Source organism: Litorihabitans aurantiacus (assembly GCF_030161595.1).
Taxonomy (GTDB): domain Bacteria; phylum Actinomycetota; class Actinomycetes; order Actinomycetales; family Beutenbergiaceae; genus Litorihabitans; species Litorihabitans aurantiacus.
Window position 1 is genome coordinate 1,477,256 of the sequence record NZ_BSUM01000001.1, and the last position, 21,174, is coordinate 1,498,429.

The 21,174-nt window shown below is 74.7% G+C and carries 21 protein-coding genes and 1 pseudogene; 8 read left to right on the forward strand and 14 right to left on the reverse strand.

Annotated elements, in window-relative coordinates; genetic code table 11:
* Position 1: 1 nt before the first annotated feature.
* The 4 genes from QQK22_RS06880 to QQK22_RS06895 are packed head-to-tail and all read left to right on the forward strand — an operon-like array spanning position 2 to position 4,203.
* A complete protein-coding gene (locus tag QQK22_RS06880) occupies positions 2 to 988 on the forward strand; it encodes an NAD-dependent epimerase/dehydratase family protein (RefSeq protein ID WP_284250261.1) in 987 nt (328 codons plus the stop codon).
* Positions 981 to 2,204 carry a glycosyltransferase gene (locus tag QQK22_RS06885; RefSeq protein WP_284250262.1) on the forward strand — a complete coding sequence of 408 codons (1,224 nt, stop codon included), beginning with the start codon at positions 981 to 983 and terminating at the stop codon, positions 2,202 to 2,204. Before QQK22_RS06880 ends, QQK22_RS06885 begins: the two co-directional genes overlap by 8 nt.
* The gene (locus QQK22_RS06890; protein WP_284250263.1) at positions 2,201 to 2,854 is read left to right on the forward strand and encodes a hypothetical protein; all 654 of its coding nucleotides are present in this window, start codon (positions 2,201 to 2,203) and stop codon (positions 2,852 to 2,854) included. The genes QQK22_RS06885 and QQK22_RS06890 overlap by 4 nt, the downstream gene beginning before the upstream one ends.
* Positions 2,851 to 4,203, forward strand: a complete 1,353-nt coding sequence (locus QQK22_RS06895) for a glycosyltransferase (protein ID WP_284250264.1) — start codon at positions 2,851 to 2,853, stop codon at positions 4,201 to 4,203. Before QQK22_RS06890 ends, QQK22_RS06895 begins: the two co-directional genes overlap by 4 nt.
* Here the strand turns inward: QQK22_RS06895 and QQK22_RS06900 are convergent.
* The 8 genes from QQK22_RS06900 to QQK22_RS06935 form a co-directional block, all read right to left on the reverse strand.
* Positions 4,192 to 5,343: a hypothetical protein gene (locus tag QQK22_RS06900; protein ID WP_284250265.1), complete on the reverse strand. Its 1,152-nt coding sequence runs from the start codon at positions 5,341 to 5,343 to the stop codon at positions 4,192 to 4,194. The genes QQK22_RS06895 and QQK22_RS06900 overlap by 12 nt on opposite strands.
* A complete protein-coding gene (locus tag QQK22_RS06905; RefSeq protein WP_284250266.1) occupies positions 5,340 to 6,203 on the reverse strand; it encodes an MBL fold metallo-hydrolase in 864 nt (287 codons plus the stop codon). The genes QQK22_RS06900 and QQK22_RS06905 overlap by 4 nt, the downstream gene beginning before the upstream one ends.
* A gap of 2 nt (positions 6,204 to 6,205) precedes the next feature.
* A complete protein-coding gene (locus QQK22_RS06910) occupies positions 6,206 to 7,036 on the reverse strand; it encodes a 3-oxoacyl-ACP synthase III family protein (protein ID WP_284250267.1) in 831 nt (276 codons plus the stop codon).
* The gene (locus tag QQK22_RS06915) at positions 6,991 to 7,215 is read right to left on the reverse strand and encodes a hypothetical protein (protein WP_284250268.1); all 225 of its coding nucleotides are present in this window, start codon (positions 7,213 to 7,215) and stop codon (positions 6,991 to 6,993) included. Before QQK22_RS06915 ends, QQK22_RS06910 begins: the two co-directional genes overlap by 46 nt.
* 136 nt (positions 7,216 to 7,351) lie before the next feature.
* Positions 7,352 to 7,612, reverse strand: coding sequence for a hypothetical protein (locus QQK22_RS06920; protein ID WP_284250269.1), 261 nt, complete (start codon positions 7,610 to 7,612; stop codon positions 7,352 to 7,354).
* A 96-nt stretch (positions 7,613 to 7,708) separates the two neighbouring features.
* Positions 7,709 to 10,483: an aconitate hydratase AcnA gene (gene acnA, locus QQK22_RS06925; RefSeq protein WP_284250270.1), complete on the reverse strand. Its 2,775-nt coding sequence runs from the start codon at positions 10,481 to 10,483 to the stop codon at positions 7,709 to 7,711.
* A gap of 60 nt (positions 10,484 to 10,543) precedes the next feature.
* On the reverse strand, positions 10,544 to 11,833 hold the full coding sequence (locus tag QQK22_RS06930; protein ID WP_284250271.1) for a class I SAM-dependent RNA methyltransferase: 1,290 nt from the start codon (positions 11,831 to 11,833) through the stop codon (positions 10,544 to 10,546).
* Entirely contained in the window at positions 11,830 to 13,851 is a 2,022-nt protein-coding gene (locus QQK22_RS06935) for an APC family permease (RefSeq protein ID WP_284250272.1), read from the reverse strand. The genes QQK22_RS06930 and QQK22_RS06935 overlap by 4 nt, the downstream gene beginning before the upstream one ends.
* Before the next feature lie 49 nt (positions 13,852 to 13,900).
* On the opposite strand from QQK22_RS06935, the gene QQK22_RS06940 reads away from it, so the two are divergent.
* Complete coding sequence (locus tag QQK22_RS06940; protein ID WP_348525634.1) at positions 13,901 to 14,554, forward strand: potassium channel family protein; 654 nt, start codon at positions 13,901 to 13,903, stop codon at positions 14,552 to 14,554.
* Positions 14,551 to 15,254: pseudogene (locus tag QQK22_RS06945) on the forward strand (potassium channel family protein). The gene QQK22_RS06940 and the pseudogene QQK22_RS06945 overlap by 4 nt, the downstream one beginning before the upstream one ends.
* Here QQK22_RS06945 and QQK22_RS06950 read toward each other — a convergent pair.
* Genes QQK22_RS06950 through dut form a run of 4 tightly spaced genes read right to left on the reverse strand, consistent with a single transcriptional unit; the run spans position 15,187 to position 17,688 of the window.
* On the reverse strand, positions 15,187 to 15,963 hold the full coding sequence (locus QQK22_RS06950) for a DUF3159 domain-containing protein (RefSeq protein WP_284250274.1): 777 nt from the start codon (positions 15,961 to 15,963) through the stop codon (positions 15,187 to 15,189). The pseudogene QQK22_RS06945 and the gene QQK22_RS06950 overlap by 68 nt on opposite strands.
* Positions 15,960 to 16,337 carry an OB-fold nucleic acid binding domain-containing protein gene (locus tag QQK22_RS06955; protein WP_284250275.1) on the reverse strand — a complete coding sequence of 126 codons (378 nt, stop codon included), beginning with the start codon at positions 16,335 to 16,337 and terminating at the stop codon, positions 15,960 to 15,962. The genes QQK22_RS06950 and QQK22_RS06955 overlap by 4 nt, the downstream gene beginning before the upstream one ends.
* Entirely contained in the window at positions 16,334 to 17,134 is an 801-nt protein-coding gene (locus tag QQK22_RS06960) for a DUF3710 domain-containing protein (protein WP_284250276.1), read from the reverse strand. Before QQK22_RS06960 ends, QQK22_RS06955 begins: the two co-directional genes overlap by 4 nt.
* Positions 17,134 to 17,688: a dUTP diphosphatase gene (gene dut, locus QQK22_RS06965; RefSeq protein ID WP_431310141.1), complete on the reverse strand. Its 555-nt coding sequence runs from the start codon at positions 17,686 to 17,688 to the stop codon at positions 17,134 to 17,136. The genes QQK22_RS06960 and dut overlap by 1 nt, the downstream gene beginning before the upstream one ends.
* Positions 17,689 to 17,764: 76 nt before the next feature.
* On the opposite strand from dut, the gene QQK22_RS06970 reads away from it, so the two are divergent.
* The gene (locus QQK22_RS06970) at positions 17,765 to 18,244 is read left to right on the forward strand and encodes a DUF3093 domain-containing protein (RefSeq protein ID WP_284250277.1); all 480 of its coding nucleotides are present in this window, start codon (positions 17,765 to 17,767) and stop codon (positions 18,242 to 18,244) included.
* 140 nt (positions 18,245 to 18,384) lie between these two features.
* Here QQK22_RS06970 and QQK22_RS06975 read toward each other — a convergent pair whose 3' ends face one another.
* On the reverse strand, positions 18,385 to 18,684 hold the full coding sequence (locus QQK22_RS06975) for a DUF4193 domain-containing protein (protein WP_284250278.1): 300 nt from the start codon (positions 18,682 to 18,684) through the stop codon (positions 18,385 to 18,387).
* A 308-nt stretch (positions 18,685 to 18,992) separates the two neighbouring features.
* Positions 18,993 to 19,850, reverse strand: a complete 858-nt coding sequence (locus QQK22_RS06980; protein ID WP_284250279.1) for an inositol monophosphatase family protein — start codon at positions 19,848 to 19,850, stop codon at positions 18,993 to 18,995.
* A gap of 88 nt (positions 19,851 to 19,938) precedes the next feature.
* Here QQK22_RS06980 and sepH point away from each other — a divergent pair, with 88 nt between their 5' ends.
* Positions 19,939 to 21,156 (forward strand): septation protein SepH, encoded by a 1,218-nt coding sequence (gene sepH / locus QQK22_RS06985; RefSeq protein ID WP_284250280.1) that lies wholly within the window; start codon positions 19,939 to 19,941, stop codon positions 21,154 to 21,156.
* Positions 21,157 to 21,174: the final 18 nt, after the last annotated feature.

A 21,174-nucleotide genomic window follows, 5' to 3' on the forward strand; every position in this document is an offset into this window, starting at 1 on the left:
CATGCGCGTGCTGATCACCGGGTCCAACGGGTTCGTCGGGCTCCGCACCGTCGCCGCCGCCCACGAGCGCGGCTGGCAGGTGGTCGGCCTCGGCCGGGCGGCGCGGCCGGCGGGCGCCGTCGAGCACTACGTGCGGCACGACCTGGCGCAGCCGCTGGCGCGGGACGCGGTGCCGGGCGACGTCGACGCCGTCATCCACGCCGCCGCGCTCGCCTCACCCTTTGCCCGCCCGCGGGACTTCGTGGCGGCGAACGTCCGCGGCACCCGGCACCTGCTCGCCTGGGCGCGCGACCGGGGCCGGCTGCCCGTCGTCCACGTCTCCAGCACCTCGGTCCTCTACCGCGAGTCCGACCAGCTCGACCTCACCGAGCGCTCCCCCGTCACGCCGGACGCGCAGCAGCTCAACGCCTACTCGCGCAGCAAGGCCGTCGCGGAGCGCCTCGTGGCGGACTACGACGGCCCGGCGGCAATCCTGCGACCGCGCGCCGTGATCGGCGAGGGCGACACCGTGCTACTCCCCCGTATCCTGCGGCTCGCCGACAAGGGGCTGCTCCCGGTGCTCGAGCCCCGTGACGGGCCCCGAGTGCGCGTCGACCTCACCGACGTCGGCACCGTCGCGGAGTACCTCGTGCGCGCCGTCGAGCGCCGCACGCACGGGGTCTACAACCTCACGAACGCGCAGCCGGTCGAGCTCTACCCGTTCGCCCTGGCGCTGCTCGCGCGCGTCGGGCTCACCCCGCGGCTGCGGCGCGTCCCGCCGTCGCTCGCGCACACCGCCGCGCGCGCCGGCGAGTGGGTCTGCGCGCACCTGCTCGACCACCGCGAACCGCCGCTCACGACCTTCGGCGTCAGCGCGCTGTCGCGCTCGCGCACGTTCGACGTGACCACGACGCTGCGCGACCTCGGAACCCCCGCCGTCCCGCTCGAGCTCGGGGTCGACCGGCTCGTGGCCGACTGGTCCGCGCAGCGAGCGGGCACGAATGCCTGAGAGGCGCGGGCTCGCGCGTGCGGGCACCCTCGTCGGGCTGGGCGCGATCGCGGTCCTCGCCGTCGTCCGCACGGCGCTGGCGCAGCGTCTCGTGGACGCACCGCGACCGGCGGCTCCCGCCGACGACCTCGCACGCGCCGACGTCCTGGTCCCGGTGCGCTCGGGCGACCCGCTCCTGCCCGGGCGCCTGGCGCTGCAGGCCGAGGCGCTCGCCCCCGCGCGCGTGCGGCTGCTCGTGGACGACGACGACCCCGCCGGCATCGCCGCCGCCGATCACGCGGCGGACGGGCGCGCCCACGTCGCCGTCGTCGCCTGCCCGCCGCCCGCCCCCGGCACCAACCCCAAGACGCACAAGCTCGCGCTAGCGGCGGCCGGCAGCGACGACGTCGTGGTGATGCTCGACGACGACGCCGTGCTCCCCGCGGGCGGGCTCGCGCGGCTCGTCGGAGGGCTGGGCGCGGACGGCGACGGCGCGGGTGGCGACGGCGCAGCGCTCGTGACGGGGATCCCCGTGTACTCCGCCGAGGGTGGGCGGTGGTCGACGCTCGTGGCGGCCTTCGTGAACTCCTCGGCGCTGCCGACCTACCTCGCGCTCGCCGCGTCCGGTCCGCCGATCAGCGTCAACGGGATGGTGCTGGCCACACGCCGGCGTCACCTGGCCGCGATCGGCGGGCTCGAGCGCCTGCTCGACGCGACGTGCGACGACTACGCGATCGCGCTCGCCTTCCGGCGCCACGGACTGCCGATCGCGCAGCTCGCCGAACCGGTCGTCCTCGCCACGACGGTCGACTCGGCCGCCGCCTACGCACGGCTGATGCGGCGCTGGATGATGTTCGCCCACGAGGTCGTGCGGCGCGACCTCTCGCCTCGCTTCGTCCTGCTCGTCCTGGTGCCCGCCGCGCTGCCGCTGATCACGCTCGCCGCCGCCGTCGGCGCCGGGGGCGCGTGGCCGGCGGCGGTCCTGGCGCTGCTGGGTGGTCAGTCGGCCGGCACGCGCGCGCTGCGCCGCCGACTCGTGCCCGACGGCGCGGTGCACACCTCCCCTGCTCGCACCCTCGTCCTCGAGACGCTCGCGCTCCTGCTCGCGCCCGCTCACGCCGTCGCCGCGATCGGGGTGCGCACGGTGCGCTGGCGCGGGCGCCTCGTGCGCGTGGGCGTGGGTCGGGCCGCCGGTCCCGTCCGCCGCTCCCGGGCACGCATCGGACACGGGCGATGAGGTGGCTGCGGCCCCACGCGGACTCCCCCACGCTCGCCCGGGACCGCGTGCCCGCCCGCGTGGCGTGGCTGACGGGGCAGTCGTCGTGGCGCCACCAGCGGCTCTCACCCGCGCAGCACCGCGTGCTCGACGCGCTCGCGGCCCAGGGGTACGCCCCGGTGCGCGCGGGTTTCCCGTGGACGCAGCGGGCGGCGGAGCGGCCATGGCGCGGCGAGCGGCTCGGTACCGCGTCGGTCCGCAACACCGTGCAGGGCCTGGCCGCGCGCCCCGGGAGCCGGTTCGGCGACGCCGTCGCGCACCACCTCCAGCCGCTGCTGACCACGACAGACGAGCGGCTGCTGCTCCTGTGCGCGAGTGCGGGTGCGCGGATGATCTGGAGCGCGACGGCGGCGGTCCGGGTGCCGCCGGGACTACGGATCGACGTCGTAGGGATCGGGCCGGTGGGCGCGCTGCCGCCCACCGAGGGTCCCTGGCACGTGCACCGGGTGCGGGGCGAACGCGACCGGATCAGCGCGCTCGGCCACCGCACGCGCGCCGACGCCCTCGTGCCCGGCGGGCATCTCGATGCGGCGACCTCGGCCGCGGCCGTCACGGCCGTGCTCGCGCTCGTCGGGCCGGCGGCCACCACGCCCACCGGCGGTGCCCCGTGACGGACGCGTCGTCGACGTCGGCCGGCGCGGCGTCGCCGCGCCCCCGCCTCCTGCTGGCCGCACCGCCCTTCGCCGGCCACCTCAACCCGCTGCTGACGCTCGGCCTCGGCCTGCGCGAGCGCGGGTTCGACGTCGAGGTGGCCACGGGCGCGACCAAGGTGCCGCTCGTGCGCGGGCTCGGGCTGCGCGCGCACCCGCTGCTGGCCGACGACCCGGACGCGTTCGACGCGATCGCCCAGACCCCGGGCCCCGTGCGCAGCAACCCGCTCCTGCTCACGCGCCAGCTGCGCGCCAACCTCGCGCTCCTGCCGCGCGCCCGGGCCGAGCTCGACGCCGTCCTCGCCGCCGGCTCGTTCGACGCGGTCGTGGCCGACTTCGCGGCGCCGGTCGCGGGGTACGCCGCGCAGGCCGCCGGCCTGCCGTGGATCACGACGACGCCGTCGCCGTGCGCGCTCGAGACGCGCACCGGGACGCCGTCGTACTGCGGCGGGTGGGGCCCCGCCACGCAGCCCTGGCACCGCGTGCGCGACGCCGCGGGTCGGATGGCCACGCGCGTCGCCAAGCGCGGGATGCAGCTCGCGCTGCGGCGAGCCTTCGCGCGGGCGGGCACCGGCGTCTACCGCGCCGACGGCTCCGAGGCCGCGTACTCCCCCACGGCGATCCTTGGGCTCGGGGCGCTCGAGCTCGAGCTGCCGCGGGACTGGCCTGCGGCGTTCCGGATGATCGGGCCCGTGACGGCGACGCCGGAGCGGCTGCTGGCCGGGGGTGGCGACGCGCTGCGCCCACATCTGCTCCCGGACGGACCGCTCGTGCTGGTGACGGTCGGGACCCACCTCGACTGGGCCCGCCGCGACCTCGTCACCCAGGTCCGCGCCCTCGCGGCGGCGGTGCCCAGCCACACGTTCGTGGTGTCGCTGGGGCGCGTGGGCGACGACGTCGGCCCCACCACGGACGACGAGGAGCGCGACGGTCGCGGCGCGGGCCGCGTCGTCGTCGTCGACCACCTGCCCTACGACGAGGTGATGGCGAGGTTCGACGCCGTCGTGCACCACGGGGGCGCCGGAGTCAGCTACAGCGCGATCCGCGCGGGCGTCCCGGCGCTCGTGCACCCGCGCGACTTCGACCAGTTCGACATGGCGGCGCGCATCGTCGCGGCCGGTTCGGGCCGGCGGGCGCGGCGCCCGCTGGACCACCCCGCGACGGCGCGGGAGCTGCGCGCCGTGCTCGGCGGTGACCGCACGCGGCTGCGCGAGCTGGCCGCCGCCGTCGCGCGCTACGACCCTGTGGCCGCGACCGCCGAAATCGTCACGGCCGCGATCGCCTCGGCCCCTGCCGGTTCAGGCGCGTGAGACGAACAGGACGTCGCGACGCTGCAGGGCCTGCTCGAGGAACCCGACGGATCCCGGCTCCGGCGTGAGCTCGAGCGTCACGACGGCGCCGTCGACCGTCACGTCCTCGACCGTGAGGCGGTCGCTGAACGGCCGGCCGTCGACAGCGCTGACGCCGTCGCCGTAGGCCTCGCGCAGCACGCCCTCGGCGTCCTGGGCGTGGGCGTCCTCGCCGAAGGCGTAGGAGACGTGGACGCGGGGCTCGCCGTCGGGCGCCGACCAGCCGACGCCGACCGCGAGGAACGGGTCGGCCGGGATGAGCGGGTCGAGGCGGTCACGCAGCTGCTCGACCTGGTCCGGCGGGGCGACGCGGCCGGCGCCCGCCGCATCCGCGACCGGATCGTCCGAGGGCGTCACGGGCATCAGCACCGCCGAGACCACGTCGGCGTCGTCGAGCGCGCGGGCCAGCGGGCCGAGCGCGTCGTCGTCGGCCAGCGTGTCCCCACCGGCCAGCCAGGCGGAGAGCAGCGCCGTCGTGCTGCCGATCGCGATGCGACCGTCCTGCGCCGCGACCCGGACGGGCGCACCCGTCGGGTCCACGGCGCTCGCGTTCGCGAGATCCACCTGGAGGTCGGGTGCGTCGCGGTCGCTGCGCACACCGTCCGCCACCTCCACGAGGTCGTCGCTGAGCAGGTCCGCGACGACGTCCCCCGCGAGCACCGCGAATCGCGACGCGCCGGCGGTCGCATCGACCACGCGGTCGGCATCCTGGATCGACAAGCCCAGGACTTCTGCGAAGTCCTCGGGCGCGGCGCGGTCGAGGTTCAGGGTGGGCGGCATCGAGACGACGACCGGTGCCTCCTCGCCGTCCTGCGACACCCCGGACATCCGGATGGACCAGTTGCCCCAGCTCTCCCGCGAGCCGTCGGACGGGTGCTCGACACCGGCCGCCTCCGAGGCCGCCCGCATGTCGGCGGCGCGCACGAGGAGCCCCTCGCGGGGCGTGGCCGCCGGGACCTGGGCGAGCGCCGCCTCGACGGAGAACTCCTGCGCCAGGTCGTCGGGCGAGGAGCACGCGGCGAGCACCGACGTCGTCGTCAGCCCCGCGATCGCTACCGCGACGACGCGCGCACGGACGGGTGAGGGGCGGGCGGGTCTCACGGGTGGTCTCCCGGGTCGATGGTGGCGGGGTCGCCCTCCAGCCTCGCACGCGCGGCAGCGATCGCGTCGGTGTCGTGCGACGGCACGAGCACGAGGTCGGGGCGAGCGCGGTGCAGCCGCGCGAGGTCCGCGACCGTGCGGCGGTAGCCCGCCCAGTCGCGCGTGATGAGGCTGACGACCGGGTGCGGCAGCTCGCCGTGCGTCACCGCGCGGGTGTGCCAGACGGCGTCGCCGAGCAGCAGCAGGTCGGTGCCGCCGGTGCGCACGAGCAGGCCGAGGTGCTCGTCGCTGTGCCCGGGCAGCGGCACGACGGCGACGTCGGCCTCCGGGGTCAGCACCCGCGCGTGCGCGGTGACCGGGCGGAGGTCGACGTCGGCCCGCGGGAGATCCGCCGGGTCGAGAACACGGTCGGTGACGTCCTCGGGCAGGAGCGCGGGCAGCCAGCCGCGGCTGAGCCGGTCCAGGCCTCGCGCGGTGCGCATCGCCGTCACCGCCGCCGGGTCGAGCACGATCCGCGCCGCCGGGAAGTCGTGCAGGCCGCCGAGGTGGTCGGCGTGCAGGTGCGAGAGCACGATGGTGGTGACGTCGACCGCCGCCACGCCGAGCGCCGCGAGCTGGGCGAGCGCGGTCTCCTGCGGCGTCACGTGCACCGGCAGCAGGCCGCCGTAGACGCGGTCGACGCCTCGGCCGACCGCGCGCTGCACGCGCGGCGCGTAGCCCGTGTCGTACAGGATGACGCCGGTCGGGTGGTGGACGGCGGCCACGAGCGCCGGGAACCGGACGGATCGCAGGCCTCCCCCGCGCCGGGCCACCGCGCCGGGGTGGGTGGTCCAGCCGCAGGTCAGGAGGTCGACGCGCACGGTCAGTACCGCAGCAGCGTCGCGGCGAGCGTGAGGCCCGCACCCGTGCCGAGCAGCAGCGCGGTGTCGCCGCGCCGCAGGCGCCCGGTGCGGATGGCGACGTCGAGCGCCGTCGGGATCGAGGCGGAGACCTGGTTGCCGTGCTCGGCGAGGATGTCGACGACGCTCTCGGGGCGCGCGAACGAGCGCAGGTAACGCAGCCCGACGCCGCTGGCCTGGTGCGGCACGACGACGTCGACGTCCGCGAGGGCGACGCCGGAGCGGGCCTCGAGATCGCGGAGGAAGCCGGGCAGGTGGCGCGCGACCTGGCGCAGCAGCGATGCGCCGTCCATCTGGAACAGGTGCGCACCGGGGTGGTCGCTCGGGGGCGGCGTCGCGGCGTTCCAGCGCGTCCCGCCCGCCTCGATGCGGCACGCCTGCGCGGCGGCGGGCCAGACGGCGGAGCAGGCGGCGAGGATCGCCGACCCGTCGTGACCGTCGCTGCGGCCCAGGACGGCGGCTGCCGCGCCGTCACCGAACAGCGCGCTCGCCTCGGTGTGGCCGTGGTCGAGACCCTTGGACGCGATCTCGCTCGCGACGACGGCGACGCGCTCCCACCGCCCGGCGTCGATCGCGTCCTGCGCGATCCGCATCCCGGTGAGGAAGCCGGTGCACGAGGCGTTGACGTCGAACGCGTCGCACCGCCCGCCGTCGATCCCGAGGTGCACGAGCGTCAGCACGGCCGTGGTGGGCATCGGCTGCTCAGGCGCGACGGCGCAGACGACGACGGCGTCGAGGTCGACGGCGTTCAGTCCTGCCGCCTCGAGCGCCCTAGTGAGCGCCGAGGCCGCCATGAGGAGGAGGTCTCCTCGGAACGGGCCCAGCGCCGGACCTCGACGCCGGAGCGCGCCCGGCTCTCACCGGGCCGGCGGCCGTGCGCGGCGTCGAGCTCGTCGGAGGTGACGACGACGCCGGGCCGGTGGGCCCCCGTCCCGAGGATCGCGACGGGACTGGCGGGGGCGAGGGCGGGCACCGGAACACCCTGGCACACGCCGCCCACCCGCGCGCATCCTGCTCACCGACCGCCGCCGGAGCTCGAGAACGCTCCCTGCTGCTCGACCGGCGGGTTTGAGCAGCGAGGGGCGTTCTCAGCAAGACGCTTGGCGCCCTCATCCGATCGACAACGCTCCTGGCTGCTCGACGAGCGCGAAACAGCAGCCAGGCGCGTTCTCGACAAGAGGCGTGGCCCCGACCGCCGGATCGAGAATGCTCCTGGCCGCTCTAACGGCGCGATTCCGCAGCACCACGCATGATGGGCGGCGGCCGAGGCCGCCGATCTCCATCGACCATGCGTCACGCTGCTCTTTCCGCGCGATACAGCAGCGAGGTGCATTCTCGGTATCGAGGGGTGGGCCGAGCAGGATCAGCACCGGTGGACCGGTCGGACCGGGTGTGCGGGCGTGCACGAACGACGGCGCCCGCCGGTCCGCGAGGGACCGGCGGGCGCCGTCGTGGTCAGGCTGGACTCAGGCGGCCACGAGCGAGCGCAGCACGTACTGCAGGATCCCGCCGTTGCGGTAGTAGTCCGCCTCACCGGGGGTGTCGATGCGCACGACGGCGTCGAACGTCACCACGGTGCCGTCACCCTTCGTCGCGGTCACCGCGAGCGTCTTCGGCGTCGTGCCCTCGTTCAGCTGCGTGATGCCGGCGATGTCGAACGTCTCGGTACCGTCCAGGCCGAGCGACTCGCGCGACTCGCCCGCCGGGAACTGCAGCGGGACCACGCCCATGCCGATGAGGTTGGAGCGGTGGATGCGCTCGAAGCTCTCCGTGATCACGGCGCGCACGCCGAGCAACGCGGTGCCCTTGGCCGCCCAGTCGCGCGACGAGCCGGAGCCGTACTCCTTGCCGCCGAGGATGACGAGCGGGATGCCCGCCTCCGCGTAGGCGACCGACGCGTCGTAGATCGACGTCTGCTCGCCCGTGAGGTGGTTGATCGTGAAGCCACCCTCGACGCCGCGGCCCTCGTTGCGGTCCGCGAGCAGCTGGTTGCGCAGACGGATGTTCGCGAACGTGCCGCGGATCATGACCTCGTGGTTCCCGCGGCGCGAGCCGTAGGAGTTGAAGTCACGGCGCTCGACGCCGTGCTCGGCGAGGTAGCGGCCGGCCGGGCTGTCGACCTTGATCGCGCCCGCGGGGCTGATGTGGTCGGTCGTGACCGAGTCGCCCAGCGTCGCGAGCACGCGCGCACCCGAGATGTCGGTGACGGGCGTCGGCTGTGCGGGCATGCCCTCGAAGTACGGGGGCTTGCGCACGTAGGTCGACTCGGCGTCCCACGCGAACGTGTCGCCGTCGGGCGTGTCCAGTCCGCGCCAGCGCTCGTCGCCCGTGAAGACGTCGGCGTAGTCGGAGGTGAACATCTCGCGGTTGATCGAGGAGTCGATCGTCGCCTGCACGTCCTCCGGGCTCGGCCAGATGTCGCGCAGGAAGATCGGGTGACCGTCCGCGTCGCGGCCCAGCGGCTCGGACTCGAAGTCGAAGTCCATCGTCCCGGCGAGCGCGTACGCGATGACCAGCGGCGGCGAGGCCAGGTAGTTCATCTTGATGTCGGGGTTGATCCGGCCCTCGAAGTTCCGGTTGCCCGAGAGGACCGACACGACGGCGAGGTCCTCGTGGTTGACGACCTCCGACACGGCCGGGTCCAGCGGACCCGAGTTGCCGATGCAGGTGGCGCAGCCGTAGCCCACGAGGTGGAAGCCGAGCTTCTCCAGGAACGGCCACAGGCCGGCCTTCTCGTAGTAGTTCGTCACGACCTGCGAGCCCGGCGCCATCGACGTCTTGACCCACGGCTTGGCCTCGAGGCCGCGCTCGACGGCGTTCTTCGCGAGCAGCGCGGCCGCGAGCATCACCGACGGGTTGGACGTGTTCGTGCACGAGGTGATCGAGGCGATCGCGACGGCGCCGTGGAACAGCTCGAACTGCTCGCCGTCCGCCGTCGTGACCGGGTGGGTCGAGACGGTGCGCTCACCGATCGCCGGGGCGTCGGAGGCCGGGAAGGACTCCATCTCGGCCTGGTCGATAGCGTTGACGACGTCGGGCGCGTAGGTCGGCAGGTCGCGCGCGAACTGCGTCTTGGCGTGGCTGAGCTCGATGCGGTCCTGGGGGCGCTTCGGGCCGGCGATCGAGGGGACCACGGTGGACAGGTCGAGCTCGAGGTACTCGGAGAACACGGGCTCGACGTAGTCGGCCGCCTCCGGGTCGAGCCACATGCCCTGCTCCTTGGCGTAGGCCTCGACCAGGGCGAGCTGCTCCTCGCTGCGGCCGGTCAGGCGCAGGTAGTCGACGGTCACGCCGTCGATCGGGAACATCGCGGCGGTCGAGCCGAACTCGGGGCTCATGTTGCCGATGGTGGCGCGGTTGGCCAGCGGCACGGCCGCGACGCCGGCGCCGTAGAACTCGACGAACTTGCCGACCACGCCGTGGGCGCGCAGCATCTCGGTGATCGTCAGCACGACGTCGGTCGCCGTCACGCCCGAGGGGATCGCGCCGGACAGCTTGAAGCCGACCACGCGCGGGATGAGCATCGAGACCGGCTGGCCGAGCATCGCGGCCTCGGCCTCGATGCCCCCGACGCCCCAGCCCAACACACCCAGGCCGTTGACCATCGTGGTGTGCGAGTCGGTGCCGACGCAGGTGTCCGGATAAGCGCGGTTCACGCCGTCAACCTCGCGCGTCATGACCACGCGCGCCAGGTACTCGATGTTGACCTGGTGCACGATGCCGGTGCCGGGCGGGACGACCTTGAAGTCGTCGAACGCCGTCTGGCCCCAGCGCAGGAACTGGTAGCGCTCGTGGTTGCGCTCGTACTCGAGCTCGACGTTGCGCTCGGCGGCGTCCCGGCGGCCCGCGACGTCGATCTGGACCGAGTGGTCGATGACCATCTCGGCCGGCGCGAGCGGGTTGATGCGCGTGGGGTCGCCACCGAGGTCGGCGACGGCCTCGCGCATCGTGGCGAGGTCGACGACGCACGGCACGCCGGTGAAGTCCTGCATGATCACGCGGGCGGGCGTGAACTGGATCTCGGTGTCGGGCTGCGCGTCCGGGTCCCAGGCCGCGATCGCGCGGATGTGATCGGCCGTGATGTTCGCGCCGTCCTCGGTGCGCAGCAGGTTCTCGGCCAGCACCTTCAGGCTGTAGGGCAGCTTCGACGCGCCCTCGACGGCGTTCAGGCGGAAGATCTCGTAGGACGAGCCCGCGACCTCCAGGGTCCCCTTGGCTCCAAAACTGTCCACGGTGGTCATGGGGTCTCCTTCGTGTCGCGCGACGGCGACGGATCGCAGGTATCTCGACGTCAAGATATCTTAGCGCGGCTCCAGGACCGCGATCGCCTCGACGTGGTGCGTGTGCGGGAAGAGGTCGTAGCCGGTCACGCTCGTGACGCGGTAGCCGCGCTCCACCAGGAGGGCCAGGTCGCGCGCCAGCGCGGCCGGGTCGCAGGCCACGTGCACGACGCGCCGCGGGCGCGCCGCGGCGACCGCCCCGAGCACCTCCGCGCCGGCGCCCGCGCGCGGCGGATCGAGCACGACGACGTCGGCCCCGCCCTCGGCCGCCGCGCCCAGGTGCGTGGCGACGTCGCCCTGGACCAGCTCGACCCAGGGGTGCGCGTGCGCGTTGCGGCGCGCGTTGCGCACCGCGCCGGCGTCACCCTCGATCGCGACGACGCGCCCGGACTCCCCGACGGCGTCGGCCAGCGGCAGGGTCAGGAGCCCCGCGCCGGAGTAGGCCTCCAGCACCGTCTCCCCCGGCTGCACCTGCGCGGCCGCGAGCACCCGCTCGACCAGCAGGCGCGCCGCACCGTGGTGGACCTGCCAGAAGCCGCCGCCGGCGACGCGATACTCGTACCGCCTCTGCTCCCCGCCCGGCAGCGTGACGAGCACCCGCTCACGCACGTGCTTGCGCGTCGATCCGAGCGCCTCGCCGTCGACCAGCACGAGCAGGCCGCTGGCCGAGCGGACCAGCTCCACGCGCGCCCCGGGGCGCAGGCGCGTGCCGACCTCGCGGCTGCGACGCACGTGCTCGGCGATCTCGGGGACCGCCAGCGGCATGGTGCGCAGCGCGAGGAGGTCGTGGCTGCGGTGCGGGTGCATCGCGAGGCGACCCTGCGCATCGGCCACGAGCTCGATCCGCGTGCGGGTGCCGAGACCGTCGCTCTCCCCCGGCACCGCCTCGACCTCGACGTCGGGCAGGTCGAGCTTCCCGATCCGTCGCAGCGTGTCGTCAAGGACCGCGGCCTTCCAGGCACGCTGCGCGGGCAGCGCGAGGTGGCCGAGCTCGCCGCCGCCCACCCCGCCGGGTCCCGCCTCGGGCCAGACGTGGCGCACGCGGTCGGGCGAGCGTTCGACGACGCGCGTGGCGTCCCCGCGCCAGAACCGCGCGCCGGGTGCGGCCTCGGTCAGCATGACGTCGACGACCTCACCCGGCACCGCGTGCCGCACGAAGACGACGCGGCCACCCGGGCGCGCGACGGCGTGGCCGCCGTGGGCCGGCGCGCCGACGACGACGTCGCGCAGCACGGTGCCCGGGCCGGCGGAGCCCGCATCGGCGGAGGCGGTGGTGGCGCTGGTGCTGCTGAGGGGTCCCTCGGGGGTCACGCGGTGTCGTCCTTCGTCGTCGTCCACGGCACGGCGGGTTCGTCCCACCGGCTCACGCCGCTGCCGCCCTGCGCCGAGTCGAGCTGCCAGGGCACGGAGGCCACGACCACGCCCGGGGAGAACAGCAGCCGGCTCTTGAGCCGCAGCGCGCTCTGGTTGTGCAGGAACTGCTGCCACCAGTGCCCCACCACGTACTCGGGCACGTAGACGACCACGAGGTCGCGGGGCGAGTCGCGGCGCAGCGACTGCACGTAGTCCACCACGGGTCGGGTGATCTCGCGGTACGGGGAGTCGATCACGGTCAGCGGGACGGGCACACCGGCCGCGGCCCAGTCCCGGCGCAGCGCCTCGACCTCCTCGGCCTCCACCCCCACCGTGATCGCCTCGAGCGAGGACGGTCGGGTCGCCCGGGCGTAGGCGACCGCACGCATCGTGGGCTTGTGCACCCGGGAGACGAGCACCACGGCCTGCACGCGGGAGGGCAGCGCGCGCGACGCGCCGACGTCCTCCAGCGCCAGCTCGCGCCGCACCCGGTCGTAGTGCTTCGCGATGCTGCGCATCGTGACGAACAGGACCGCCATGAGCAGCAGCGTGATCCAGGCGCCGCGCGTGAACTTGGTGACGAGCACGATGAGCAGGACGAGCGAGGTCAGGCCCAGGCCGAAGGCGTTGACGGCGCGCGAGCGCACCATGGCGGCGCGCGCCCGAGCGTCGACCTCGGTCCGCAGCGCGCGGGTCCAGTGCCGCACCATGCCGAGCTGGCTCATCACGAAGCTGATGAAGACGCCGACGATGTAGAGCTGGATGAGGCGGGTGACGGACGCGTCGAACGCCCACACCAGCACGCTCGCCGCGACGGCCAGCGCCACGATGCCGTTGGAGAACGCGAGCCGGTCGCCGCGCGTGTGCAGCTGGCGCGGGAGCAGACCGTCGCGCGCCAGGATCGAGCCGAGCACCGGGAACCCGTTGAAGGCGGTGTTGGCGGCCAGCACGAGGATCAGTCCGGTCACGGCGGTGACCAGGTAGAACAGCGGCGGCACGTCGGCGAAGACGGTGCGCGCGATCTGGCCGATGACGGGGTCCTGCTGGTACCCGACCGGCAGCGGCGTGCCGTCCGGGTAGCTCATCTGCGCGTGGGGGTCCTCGGCGTAGTGCACGCCGGTGGCCCGGGCGAGGTAGAGGATCGCGCCGATCATGGTCACCGACACGAGGCCGAGCAGCAGCAGCGTGGTGGCGGCGTTGCGCGACTTCGGCTCCTTGAACGCGGGCACCCCGTTGCTGATCGCCTCGACACCGGTCAGCGCCGCGCACCCCGAGGAGAAGGCCCGGGCCAGCAGCATCGCTCCCCCGAGGCCGACGAGCCCCTCCTCGAAGCCCGGCTCCGCGACGAGCTCGAAGGCCGCGCTCTCGGCGGGCTGCAGCGTTCCGGTGAACGCCTGCACCGTGCCGAACAGCGCCATGAGGCCGATGGCCCCCATGAAGAGGTAGACGGGTACCGCGAATGCGGTACCCGACTCGCGCACGCCGCGCAGGTTCACCACCGTCAGGAGCGCGATGCCGCCGACGGCGATCGCGGCCTCGTACCCCCGCGCGGCGTGGACGATCGCGCCGAGGTACTGCGACGCCGTCGAGATCGACACCGCGACCGTGAGGACGTAGTCGACCAGGAGCGCGCTGGCAACGCCGATGCCGGCGTTGCGGCCGAGGTTGGCGGTGGCCACCTCGTAGTCGCCACCGCCCGAGGGGTAGGCGTGCACGGTCTGGCGGTAGGAGGCCACCACCGTGAGCATCACGACGACGACGGCGAGCCCGATCCAGGGCGACAGCGCGTACGAGGCCATCCCCGCGATCGAGAGCGTCAGGAGGATCTCGTCCGGCGCGTAGGCGACCGAGGAGAGGGCGTCGGAGGCGAAGACGGGCAGCGCGATGCGCTTGGGGAGCAGCGTGTGGCCGAGCTTGTCGCTCGCGACGGGCTTGCCGACGAGAAGTCGCTTGGCGCCGTCCAGGATTCCGGGCACGGCGCACAGCCTAGGCGCGTGTACCGTCAGCCGCGTGCACGTCGTGATCATGGGCGCCGGACGGGTCGGGGTGACCCTCGCCGAGACGCTCGAGAAGCAGGGCCACTCGGTCGCGGTGATCGACTCCAACCCCGAGGCCTTCCGCCGGTTCGGGCCGGACTTCTCCGGTCGCCGGGTCACCGGGCTCGGCTTCGACCGGGACGCGCTCACGCAGGCCGGCATCGAGGAGGCCTACGCGTTCGCCGCCGTCTCCAACGGTGACAACTCCAACATCCTCGCGGCACGCGTGGTGCGCGAGACGTTCGGCGTGGACAACGTCGTCGCCCGCATCTACGACGCCGGGCGCGCCGCGATCTACTCCCGCCTCGGCATCCCCACGGTGGCGACGGTGCGCTGGACGGCCGACCAGATGATGCGTCGGCTGCTCCCGGCGCGCGAGCTCACCGAGTTCACCGACGCCTCGGGCAGGGTCACGGTCCAGGAGATGACGGTCCACCGCGCGTGGATCGGCCGCCCGCTGGCGCAGCTCGAGCGCGCGGCCGGTGCCAGGGTCGCATTCCTCACCCGGTGGGGGGCGGGCGAGCTCGTCCGCCCCGACCACGTGGTGCAGGAGAACGACGTCGTGCACGTCCTGTGCGAGCCCGAGCGCGCCAACACGGTGCAGCGGGTGCTCGCCACCCCGCCGGTCAAGGAGGAGTCGTGAGGGTCGTCATCGCCGGCGCCGGGAGCGTCGGTCGCTCGATCGCGCGCGAGCTGCTCGGGCACGGGCACGAGGTCACCCTCGTGGACCGCGCACCCGCCGCGATGCGCGTCGCCAGCGTCGCGGACGCGGAGTGGCTGCTGGGCGACGCGTGCGAGATGAGCATCCTCGAGCAGGCCCACCTCGAGACGTGCGACGTCGTGGTCGCGGCCACGGGCGACGACAAGGTCAACCTCGTGCTCTCGCTCATCGCGCGCACGGAGTTCGCCGTCCCGCGCACCGTCGCCAGGGTCAACAACCCCAAGAACGAGTGGATGTTCGACGAGACGTGGGGTGTGGACGTCCCGGTCTCCACCCCCGCATCATGACCGCCCTGGTCGAGGAGGCGGTCAGCGTCGGCGACGTCGTGAAGCTCTTCGAGCTGCAGGCGTCCGGCGCCGGGATGTACGAGGTGACCCTCGCGCAGGACGCACCGCTCGTGGGCTCCCGCGTCGCGGAGGTCCCGTGGCCCACCGACGTCGTCCTCGCCACGATCCTGCGCTCGGGTCGGGCGATCCCGCCGAGCCCGGACGACACGCTCGAGGGCGGCGACCAGCTGGTGTTCGTGATCGCGACCCCGCCCGACGACGGCGTGCTCAGCGCCCCGGAGACGTCTCCGGCTCGCGCGCTGCAGGAGCTGCTGGACGCACCAGCAGCCACGTGATCCACAGCACCAGCGCCCACAGCGGCAGACCCATGACGAGGCGGGCGGTGCCCAACCACGGCACCTCCCCGGCCAGGAAGAGCGGGAGCTGGACGGCGAGCCGCAGGAGGAACGCACCGCACCACAGCATCGTCGCCCAGGTGTAGCGGCGCATCCGGACGGGGTCCTGCCGCCAGGACGTGTCGAGGACGCGACCCTCGGCCCCGGGCTTGGCGAGGCCGGGGTCCAGCCCCAGCGAGGACACCACGAGCCCCACGAGGGGGCGGCGCAGCAGCAGGCTGACGAGGGTCGCGAGCGCGAACGCCCCGTTGGTCCACAGCCCCCACGCGTAGTAGTTGCTCGCCTCGCCCGAGCGCCAGGCCCACACCGCGCCGATGACGACGCCGAGTACGCCCCCGAGCGCGTACGTCACCGGGCTCCGCCGCACCAGGCGGGCGACGACGGCGATCGCCGCCACCGCGAGCGAGGCGACGACGGGCGGGGTGATCTCGTTCGTGATGACGAAGACGACGACGAACACCAGGCCCGGGGCGACCGACTCCACGAGCCCGCGCCAGCCGCCGACGGCGTCGGCGACGGAGAAGTCCTCACCGCCGAGCGCGCGGACGCCCGAGGGGCGGGCACCGCTCGTCGTCGACCCGGCCGGAGGAGGGTCCTGGTCCGCGGGACGTGGCTGGACGGGCTGCGCGGGCGGGATGGGGTCGGTCACGCGTGCTCCTCACCCGCGGGCAGCAGGTCGTAGACGGGGTTGTGGATCGCGGGCCGGCTGCGGCCGGGTTCGCTCCGGGCGACGGTCCCGGTCGCCAGGAGGCGGCGGCCGGCGACGATGCCGGGGACGTCCCGGCGACCGGTCCAGACGAGGTCGATGCTGCCCGTCCCGTCGTAGAGCTCCGCGCGCAGCGCGGTCACCGCACCGGCCGGGGCGTAGGTGACGCTGCGCAGCACGCCGGCGACGCGCGCGCGGGAGCGCGGCACCAGCGACGAGATCGGGGCGACGTCGTAGCGCGCCGCCCAGGCGCGCTGCTCCCCCGCGAGGATCTCCTGCGTGGTGGCGAGCAGCCGGGTGCGGACCACGGAGGTCACCGCACCTCGGAGATCTCGGGTCCGCGCTCGAGGAGGTTCGGGGCGGCCGGCGGCTGGGGCGCGGCGTCCGGGCGGCCCGGCATGGTCAGCGCGAGCAGCTCGCTCGGGGGACGCGCCTCGGTCCCGCGCACGACCACGATCTCCGAGAAGTACTGCTCCATGTCGCGGGCCGCGGCCTTGTCGGCGACGGCGGCGCCGGTCAGGACTCCCCGCAGGAACCACCGGGGACCGTCGACCCCGAGGAACCGGGCCGGGCGCCGCCCGACGTTGCCCTGCGCGTCCTTGACCGGGAGCAGGGCGAGCAGCTCGCGCCCGAACGGCCCCGTCGTCTCGGTGACCTGGCCACCCTGTTTGCCGATCGAGTCGGTGATCTGCGCGCGGATGTCGTCCCAGATCCCCGCCGTGCGGGGTGCTGAGAACGCCTGGACCTGGAGGTTGGACTGACCGATCGTGATGTTCGCGGCGATCACGCGGCGGGTGGCGCGGTCGAGCTCCATCCGCAGCGCCATGCCCTGGCGCCCCGGGATGCGCAGCGCGCCGAGGTCGACCTGACCGAGGCGCTCCTCCGCGTCAGCGACGTCCCACGGACCGCGGTCGGGATCGAGCGCCGGGGGTGCGGCGACGGCGTCGTCAGAGCCCTCCGTGGCCTCGGCGGTCGCGGCGGCGCCACCCGGCTGCTCGACCTCGGACTCGACCGCGGCGCCGGTGGGACCGACCTCCGTCGTCTCCGCAGGATCGGCACCCGCCTCCTGCGCCTGCTCGACCTCGTCGCGGCGTCGGCGACCGAACCATGCCATCAGATGTCCTTCCCCGCGGACGCGTGCCCGCCTGTGGAACCGAAGCCGCCATCGCCCCGTGCCGCGTTCGGCAGCTGGTCGACGACGTCGAACCGTGCGGTCGCGACCCGCTGCACCACGAGCTGGGCGATGCGGTCACCGCGCGAGATCGTGACGGACCGGGTCCGATCGGTGTTGAGCAGGATGACGGCGACCTCGCCGCGGTAGCCCGCGTCGATCGTCCCCGGCGCGTTCAGCACCGTCACGCCGGACCGGGCCGCGAGCCCGGACCGGGGGTGCACCAGACCGACCCAGCCCAGGGGCAGGGCGATCGCGACACCGGTCGGCACGAGGGCGCGCTCCCCCGGGCCCAGCTCGACGTCGACGCGCGCGCTGAGGTCCGCACCGGCGTCGCCGTCGTGGGCGTACGCGGGCACCGGGAGGCGCGGGTCGAGGAGGGTCAGCGGGACGTCGACGTGGGTCACGTCCGCGCGCGGATCACGGCCGGCCGGAGCGTCGGGTGCACCGAGGGACGCGGGACGCGCGGTGACGGCGTCGACCTCGGAAGTGCTCACGCCAGCACTCTACCCACGGCTCCGGCGCGTCGGGCCCGGCGCGGGGCCGACGTCGGGACCGTGGCAGGCTAGTGCCATGCCCGCCTCCGTCGACTCGCGCGAGGTCTTCCTCGAGCGGCAGTGGCCCTCGGTCGGGGCGTGGTTCCTGGCCCCCGGTGGCGGACTGTTCGCCGGCGCGGCCGTCTTCCCGCTGTCCGACGTCGCGGCGCTCGCGGTGCTCGCGGCCGTCACCTCCACGATCGCCATCGTGCTCGCCCGCACCGCGGACCGCGTGGTCGTGACCGACGGCGCCGACCCGGGCCTGCGCGCGGGTCGCGCCTTCCTCGAGGCCTGGCACATCGGCGAGGTCCTCGAGCTCGACCGGGACGGCAGCGCCGCCGCGCTCGGCCCGCGCTCGGACGCGCGTGCCTACCTGGCCCACCGCGGCTGGATCCCGACCGCGGTCCGCGTGGAGGTCACCGATCCCGGCGACCCCACGCCGTACTGGCTGGTCTCGACCCGGCGACCCGCGCAGCTGGCGGCCGCGCTCGTCTCGGTCCGGCCGCCGACGGCCTGAGAGCCCCCCGGTCGCGCCGGCGACCTCCGCCGAGCTGACCCGAGCTCACCCCGGGTACGACGAGACCCCGGCGGCGAACCGACGGGGTCTCGTGGAGGGTGTCGGCACGGGGCCGACGTCACGCAGCGCGGTGGTGCACCTCAGGCGGCGCACTCCGAGCAGACCGGACCGACCTCGTCGGTCATGGCCAGCTGGCTGCGGTGGTGCACGAGGAAGCAGCGCGTGCACGTGAACTCGTCCGCCTGGCGCGGGAGGACACGGACCGTGAACTCCTCGCCGGAGAGGTCGGCACCGGGCAGCTCGAACCCTTCCGCCGCTTCGGTCTCGTCCTCGTCAACGGTTCCCGAGCTCTTCTCGTTGCGACGAGCCTTGAGCTCCTCGATCGAGTCTTCCTTGAGCTCTTCCTCGGTCTTGCGGGGGGCGTCGTAATCGGTCGCCATGTCGGGCGTCACACTCCGTCGGTCTGCTCGGCGACGGGGGACCGCCGAGCGCTGCATCAGTCGTCCTGCTCAACACGCCGCGACCGGTCGGGCACCAGGGTGCCGGTCGGTCGGGCGCGCTGATTGTGCACCATCACGCGGTGCGATGCACGCGCCAGACGCCTGGCGTCGGGACACGTGGGCAGGCCGTCCGGACGGGATCTCTCCCCCACCGGGCTGCCACGCCGGACAACGATGGTCCAGGGCCGTTTGTTCCCGGTGCGACGCCGATCACGAACTCGCCGGTCACGGAGCCGGACGGCCCCGCGTCAGACGTCGCGGGAGGCGTGCGCGAAGAGGTCGCCGAGCGGTCCGAGGAGGTCGCGAGATGTGATCACCGTCACGATGCTCCCGTCGTCCTGGCGGTCGTGGCGGACCGCCCCACCCGCCTCCGTCACGATCAGCTCGGCGGCCGCCACGTCCCACGGCTGCAGGCCTCGCTCGACGTGCGCGTCCAGCTCCCCCGCGGCCACGGCGCACGCGTCGAGCGCCCCGGCCCCCGCGCGGCGGACGTCGCGGACCCGGGGCAGGACGTCGGCGAGCACCCGGCCCTGCCAGGCGCGGACCGCCGCGTCGTAGGAGAAGCCCGTCCCCACCAGGGCCTGCGCGAGCTCGGGGGCGGGCGGGACGCGGAGCTCACGGTCGCCGTCGGAGGCGCCGAGGCCGAGGCCGGCGGAGAAGGTCCGGTGGTGGACCGGGGCGTGGACGGCGCCCGCGACCGGGCGCCACGCCGTCATGTCGGCCGGGTCGCCCGCCACGACGGCGACGCTGACGGCGTAGTCGGCGCGGCCGTAGAGGTAGTTGACCGTGCCGTCGATCGGGTCGAGCACCCAGGTCAGCCCGCTCTGCCCTACCCGGCGCGCCCCCTCCTCCCCCAGGACGCCGTCCTGCGGCCGGAGCTCCTCGATCAGCTCCGTGAGCAGCTTCTCGCTCGCGAGGTCCGCGCGGGTCACGACGTCGGTCAGCGACGACTTGGTGGCCGCGACGTCGACCGCCTCGCGGCGCATCTGCAGCACGAGATCGCCGGCGCGCTGCGCGAGCGCCTCGCACGTGCGACGGAGCTCCGCGACGACCTCCCGACCGGGGATCGCGACGTCGGGAGCGGTGGTCGGAGGGGTGGAGGTCACACGCTCCAGCGTAGATGAGCGCCACTCCGACCCAGATGCGGCGGTTCGTGCCCGGGCGGTGGCACGCTGGCCCCCGAAGGAGGCACCCATGGTGGAGCTCGAGCTCGACACGCTGCACGCCGACGGCGAGCACCTGATCCTGCGCGGACCCGGCGGTGAGCGCTACCGACTCGTCATCGACGAGTCGCTGCGCTCCGCGGTCCGGCGGGATCGTCCGCGACTCGAGGCGCTGCGCGCCCACGAGACGTCCACGCTGCGCCCCCGCGACATCCAGGCACGCATCCGGGCCGGGGCCAGCGTGCAGGAGGTCGCCGACGAGGGTGGTCTGCCGCTGGAGTCCGTGCGGCGGTACGAGGGACCGGTGCAGGCCGAGCGGTCGTGGATCGCCGAGCAGACGCGCGCGCTGCCCATCGGGCGCGAGGTCGGCGCCCCGACGCTGGGCGACCTCGTCGTGGACCGTCTGGCCGCCCGCGGCGTCTCGCAGGAGGCCGCCTGGGACGCGGTGCGCAGCCCCGGCGAGGCGTGGGAGGTGACCGTGGCCTTCGAGGCCGGCGGCGCCCTCAGGGTCGCCCGCTGGCAGGTCGACCTCACCACGCGCTCGCTGGTCGCGCTCGACGACGAGAGCCGGTGGCTGTCGGAGACCGAGCTGACCGGGTCCCGCCGTCCCGCCCAGCGTCGTCCGTTCGACGTCGAGCACGAGGGCGACGGTCGCCGCGCCCCCGACGTCGTCATCCTCGACTCGCGCGACCTCGACGGGGAGCGGGCCCCGCGGGACTCCGAGGGTGCCGACGGCAACCGCACGGCCGAGGCGGCGCACTCCGACGCTCCGGCCGAGGCCGCCGAGGAGACCGACGTCGACGAGGCCCCCGCCACCGCTCCCGACGAGGACTCCCCCGCCGCGACCGAGGCGCTCCTCGACCGGCTCGACGCCACGCGCGGCCGCCGCGGCCTGCGCCGTCGGACCCGGCAGGAGCCCGGGGGCGACTCCGACCCGGCGGACGAAGCGGACCGGACCGACGACGCACCCGCCGCCGCGAGCGGGGCCGGTGGGACGTCGTCGCGCTCCGGCGTCGTGGACGACGCGCTCTTCCCCGTCGCACCCGTGCTGCGCTTCCGCCAGCAGGCCGAGGACGAGTCGGCGCAGCCGGCCGGCGCGGACGACGCGCCCGGCACCGAGGACACCGACGACGCAACCGGCGCCGAGGCCGCCCCTGCCCCACGCGCACCGGCCCGCGGGCGCGGCCGCGGCCGGCGGACGTCGATCCCGTCGTGGGACGAGATCGTGTTCGGCGCCAAGCAGGACTGACACCACCGCGCGCCTGGG

Bases quoted from the DNA above. Each gene is read 5' to 3' on its own strand.
- QQK22_RS06880 (WP_284250261.1), top strand. From the start codon at position 2: ATGCGCGTGCTGATCACCGGGTCCAACGGGTTCGTCGGGCTCCGCACC.
- QQK22_RS06885 (WP_284250262.1), top strand. From the start codon at position 981: ATGCCTGAGAGGCGCGGGCTCGCGCGTGCGGGCACCCTCGTCGGGCTG.
- QQK22_RS06910 (WP_284250267.1), bottom strand. From the start codon at position 7,036: ATGGCGGCCTCGGCGCTCACTAGGGCGCTCGAGGCGGCAGGACTGAAC.
- QQK22_RS06940 (WP_348525634.1), top strand. From the start codon at position 13,901: ATGGGCGCCGGACGGGTCGGGGTGACCCTCGCCGAGACGCTCGAGAAG.
- acnA (WP_284250270.1), bottom strand. From the start codon at position 10,483: ATGACCACCGTGGACAGTTTTGGAGCCAAGGGGACCCTGGAGGTCGCG.
- QQK22_RS06975 (WP_284250278.1), bottom strand. From the start codon at position 18,684: ATGGCGACCGATTACGACGCCCCCCGCAAGACCGAGGAAGAGCTCAAG.
- QQK22_RS06960 (WP_284250276.1), bottom strand. From the start codon at position 17,134: ATGGCATGGTTCGGTCGCCGACGCCGCGACGAGGTCGAGCAGGCGCAG.
- sepH (WP_284250280.1), top strand. From the start codon at position 19,939: ATGGTGGAGCTCGAGCTCGACACGCTGCACGCCGACGGCGAGCACCTG.
- QQK22_RS06970 (WP_284250277.1), top strand. From the start codon at position 17,765: ATGCCCGCCTCCGTCGACTCGCGCGAGGTCTTCCTCGAGCGGCAGTGG.
- QQK22_RS06890 (WP_284250263.1), top strand. From the start codon at position 2,201: ATGAGGTGGCTGCGGCCCCACGCGGACTCCCCCACGCTCGCCCGGGAC.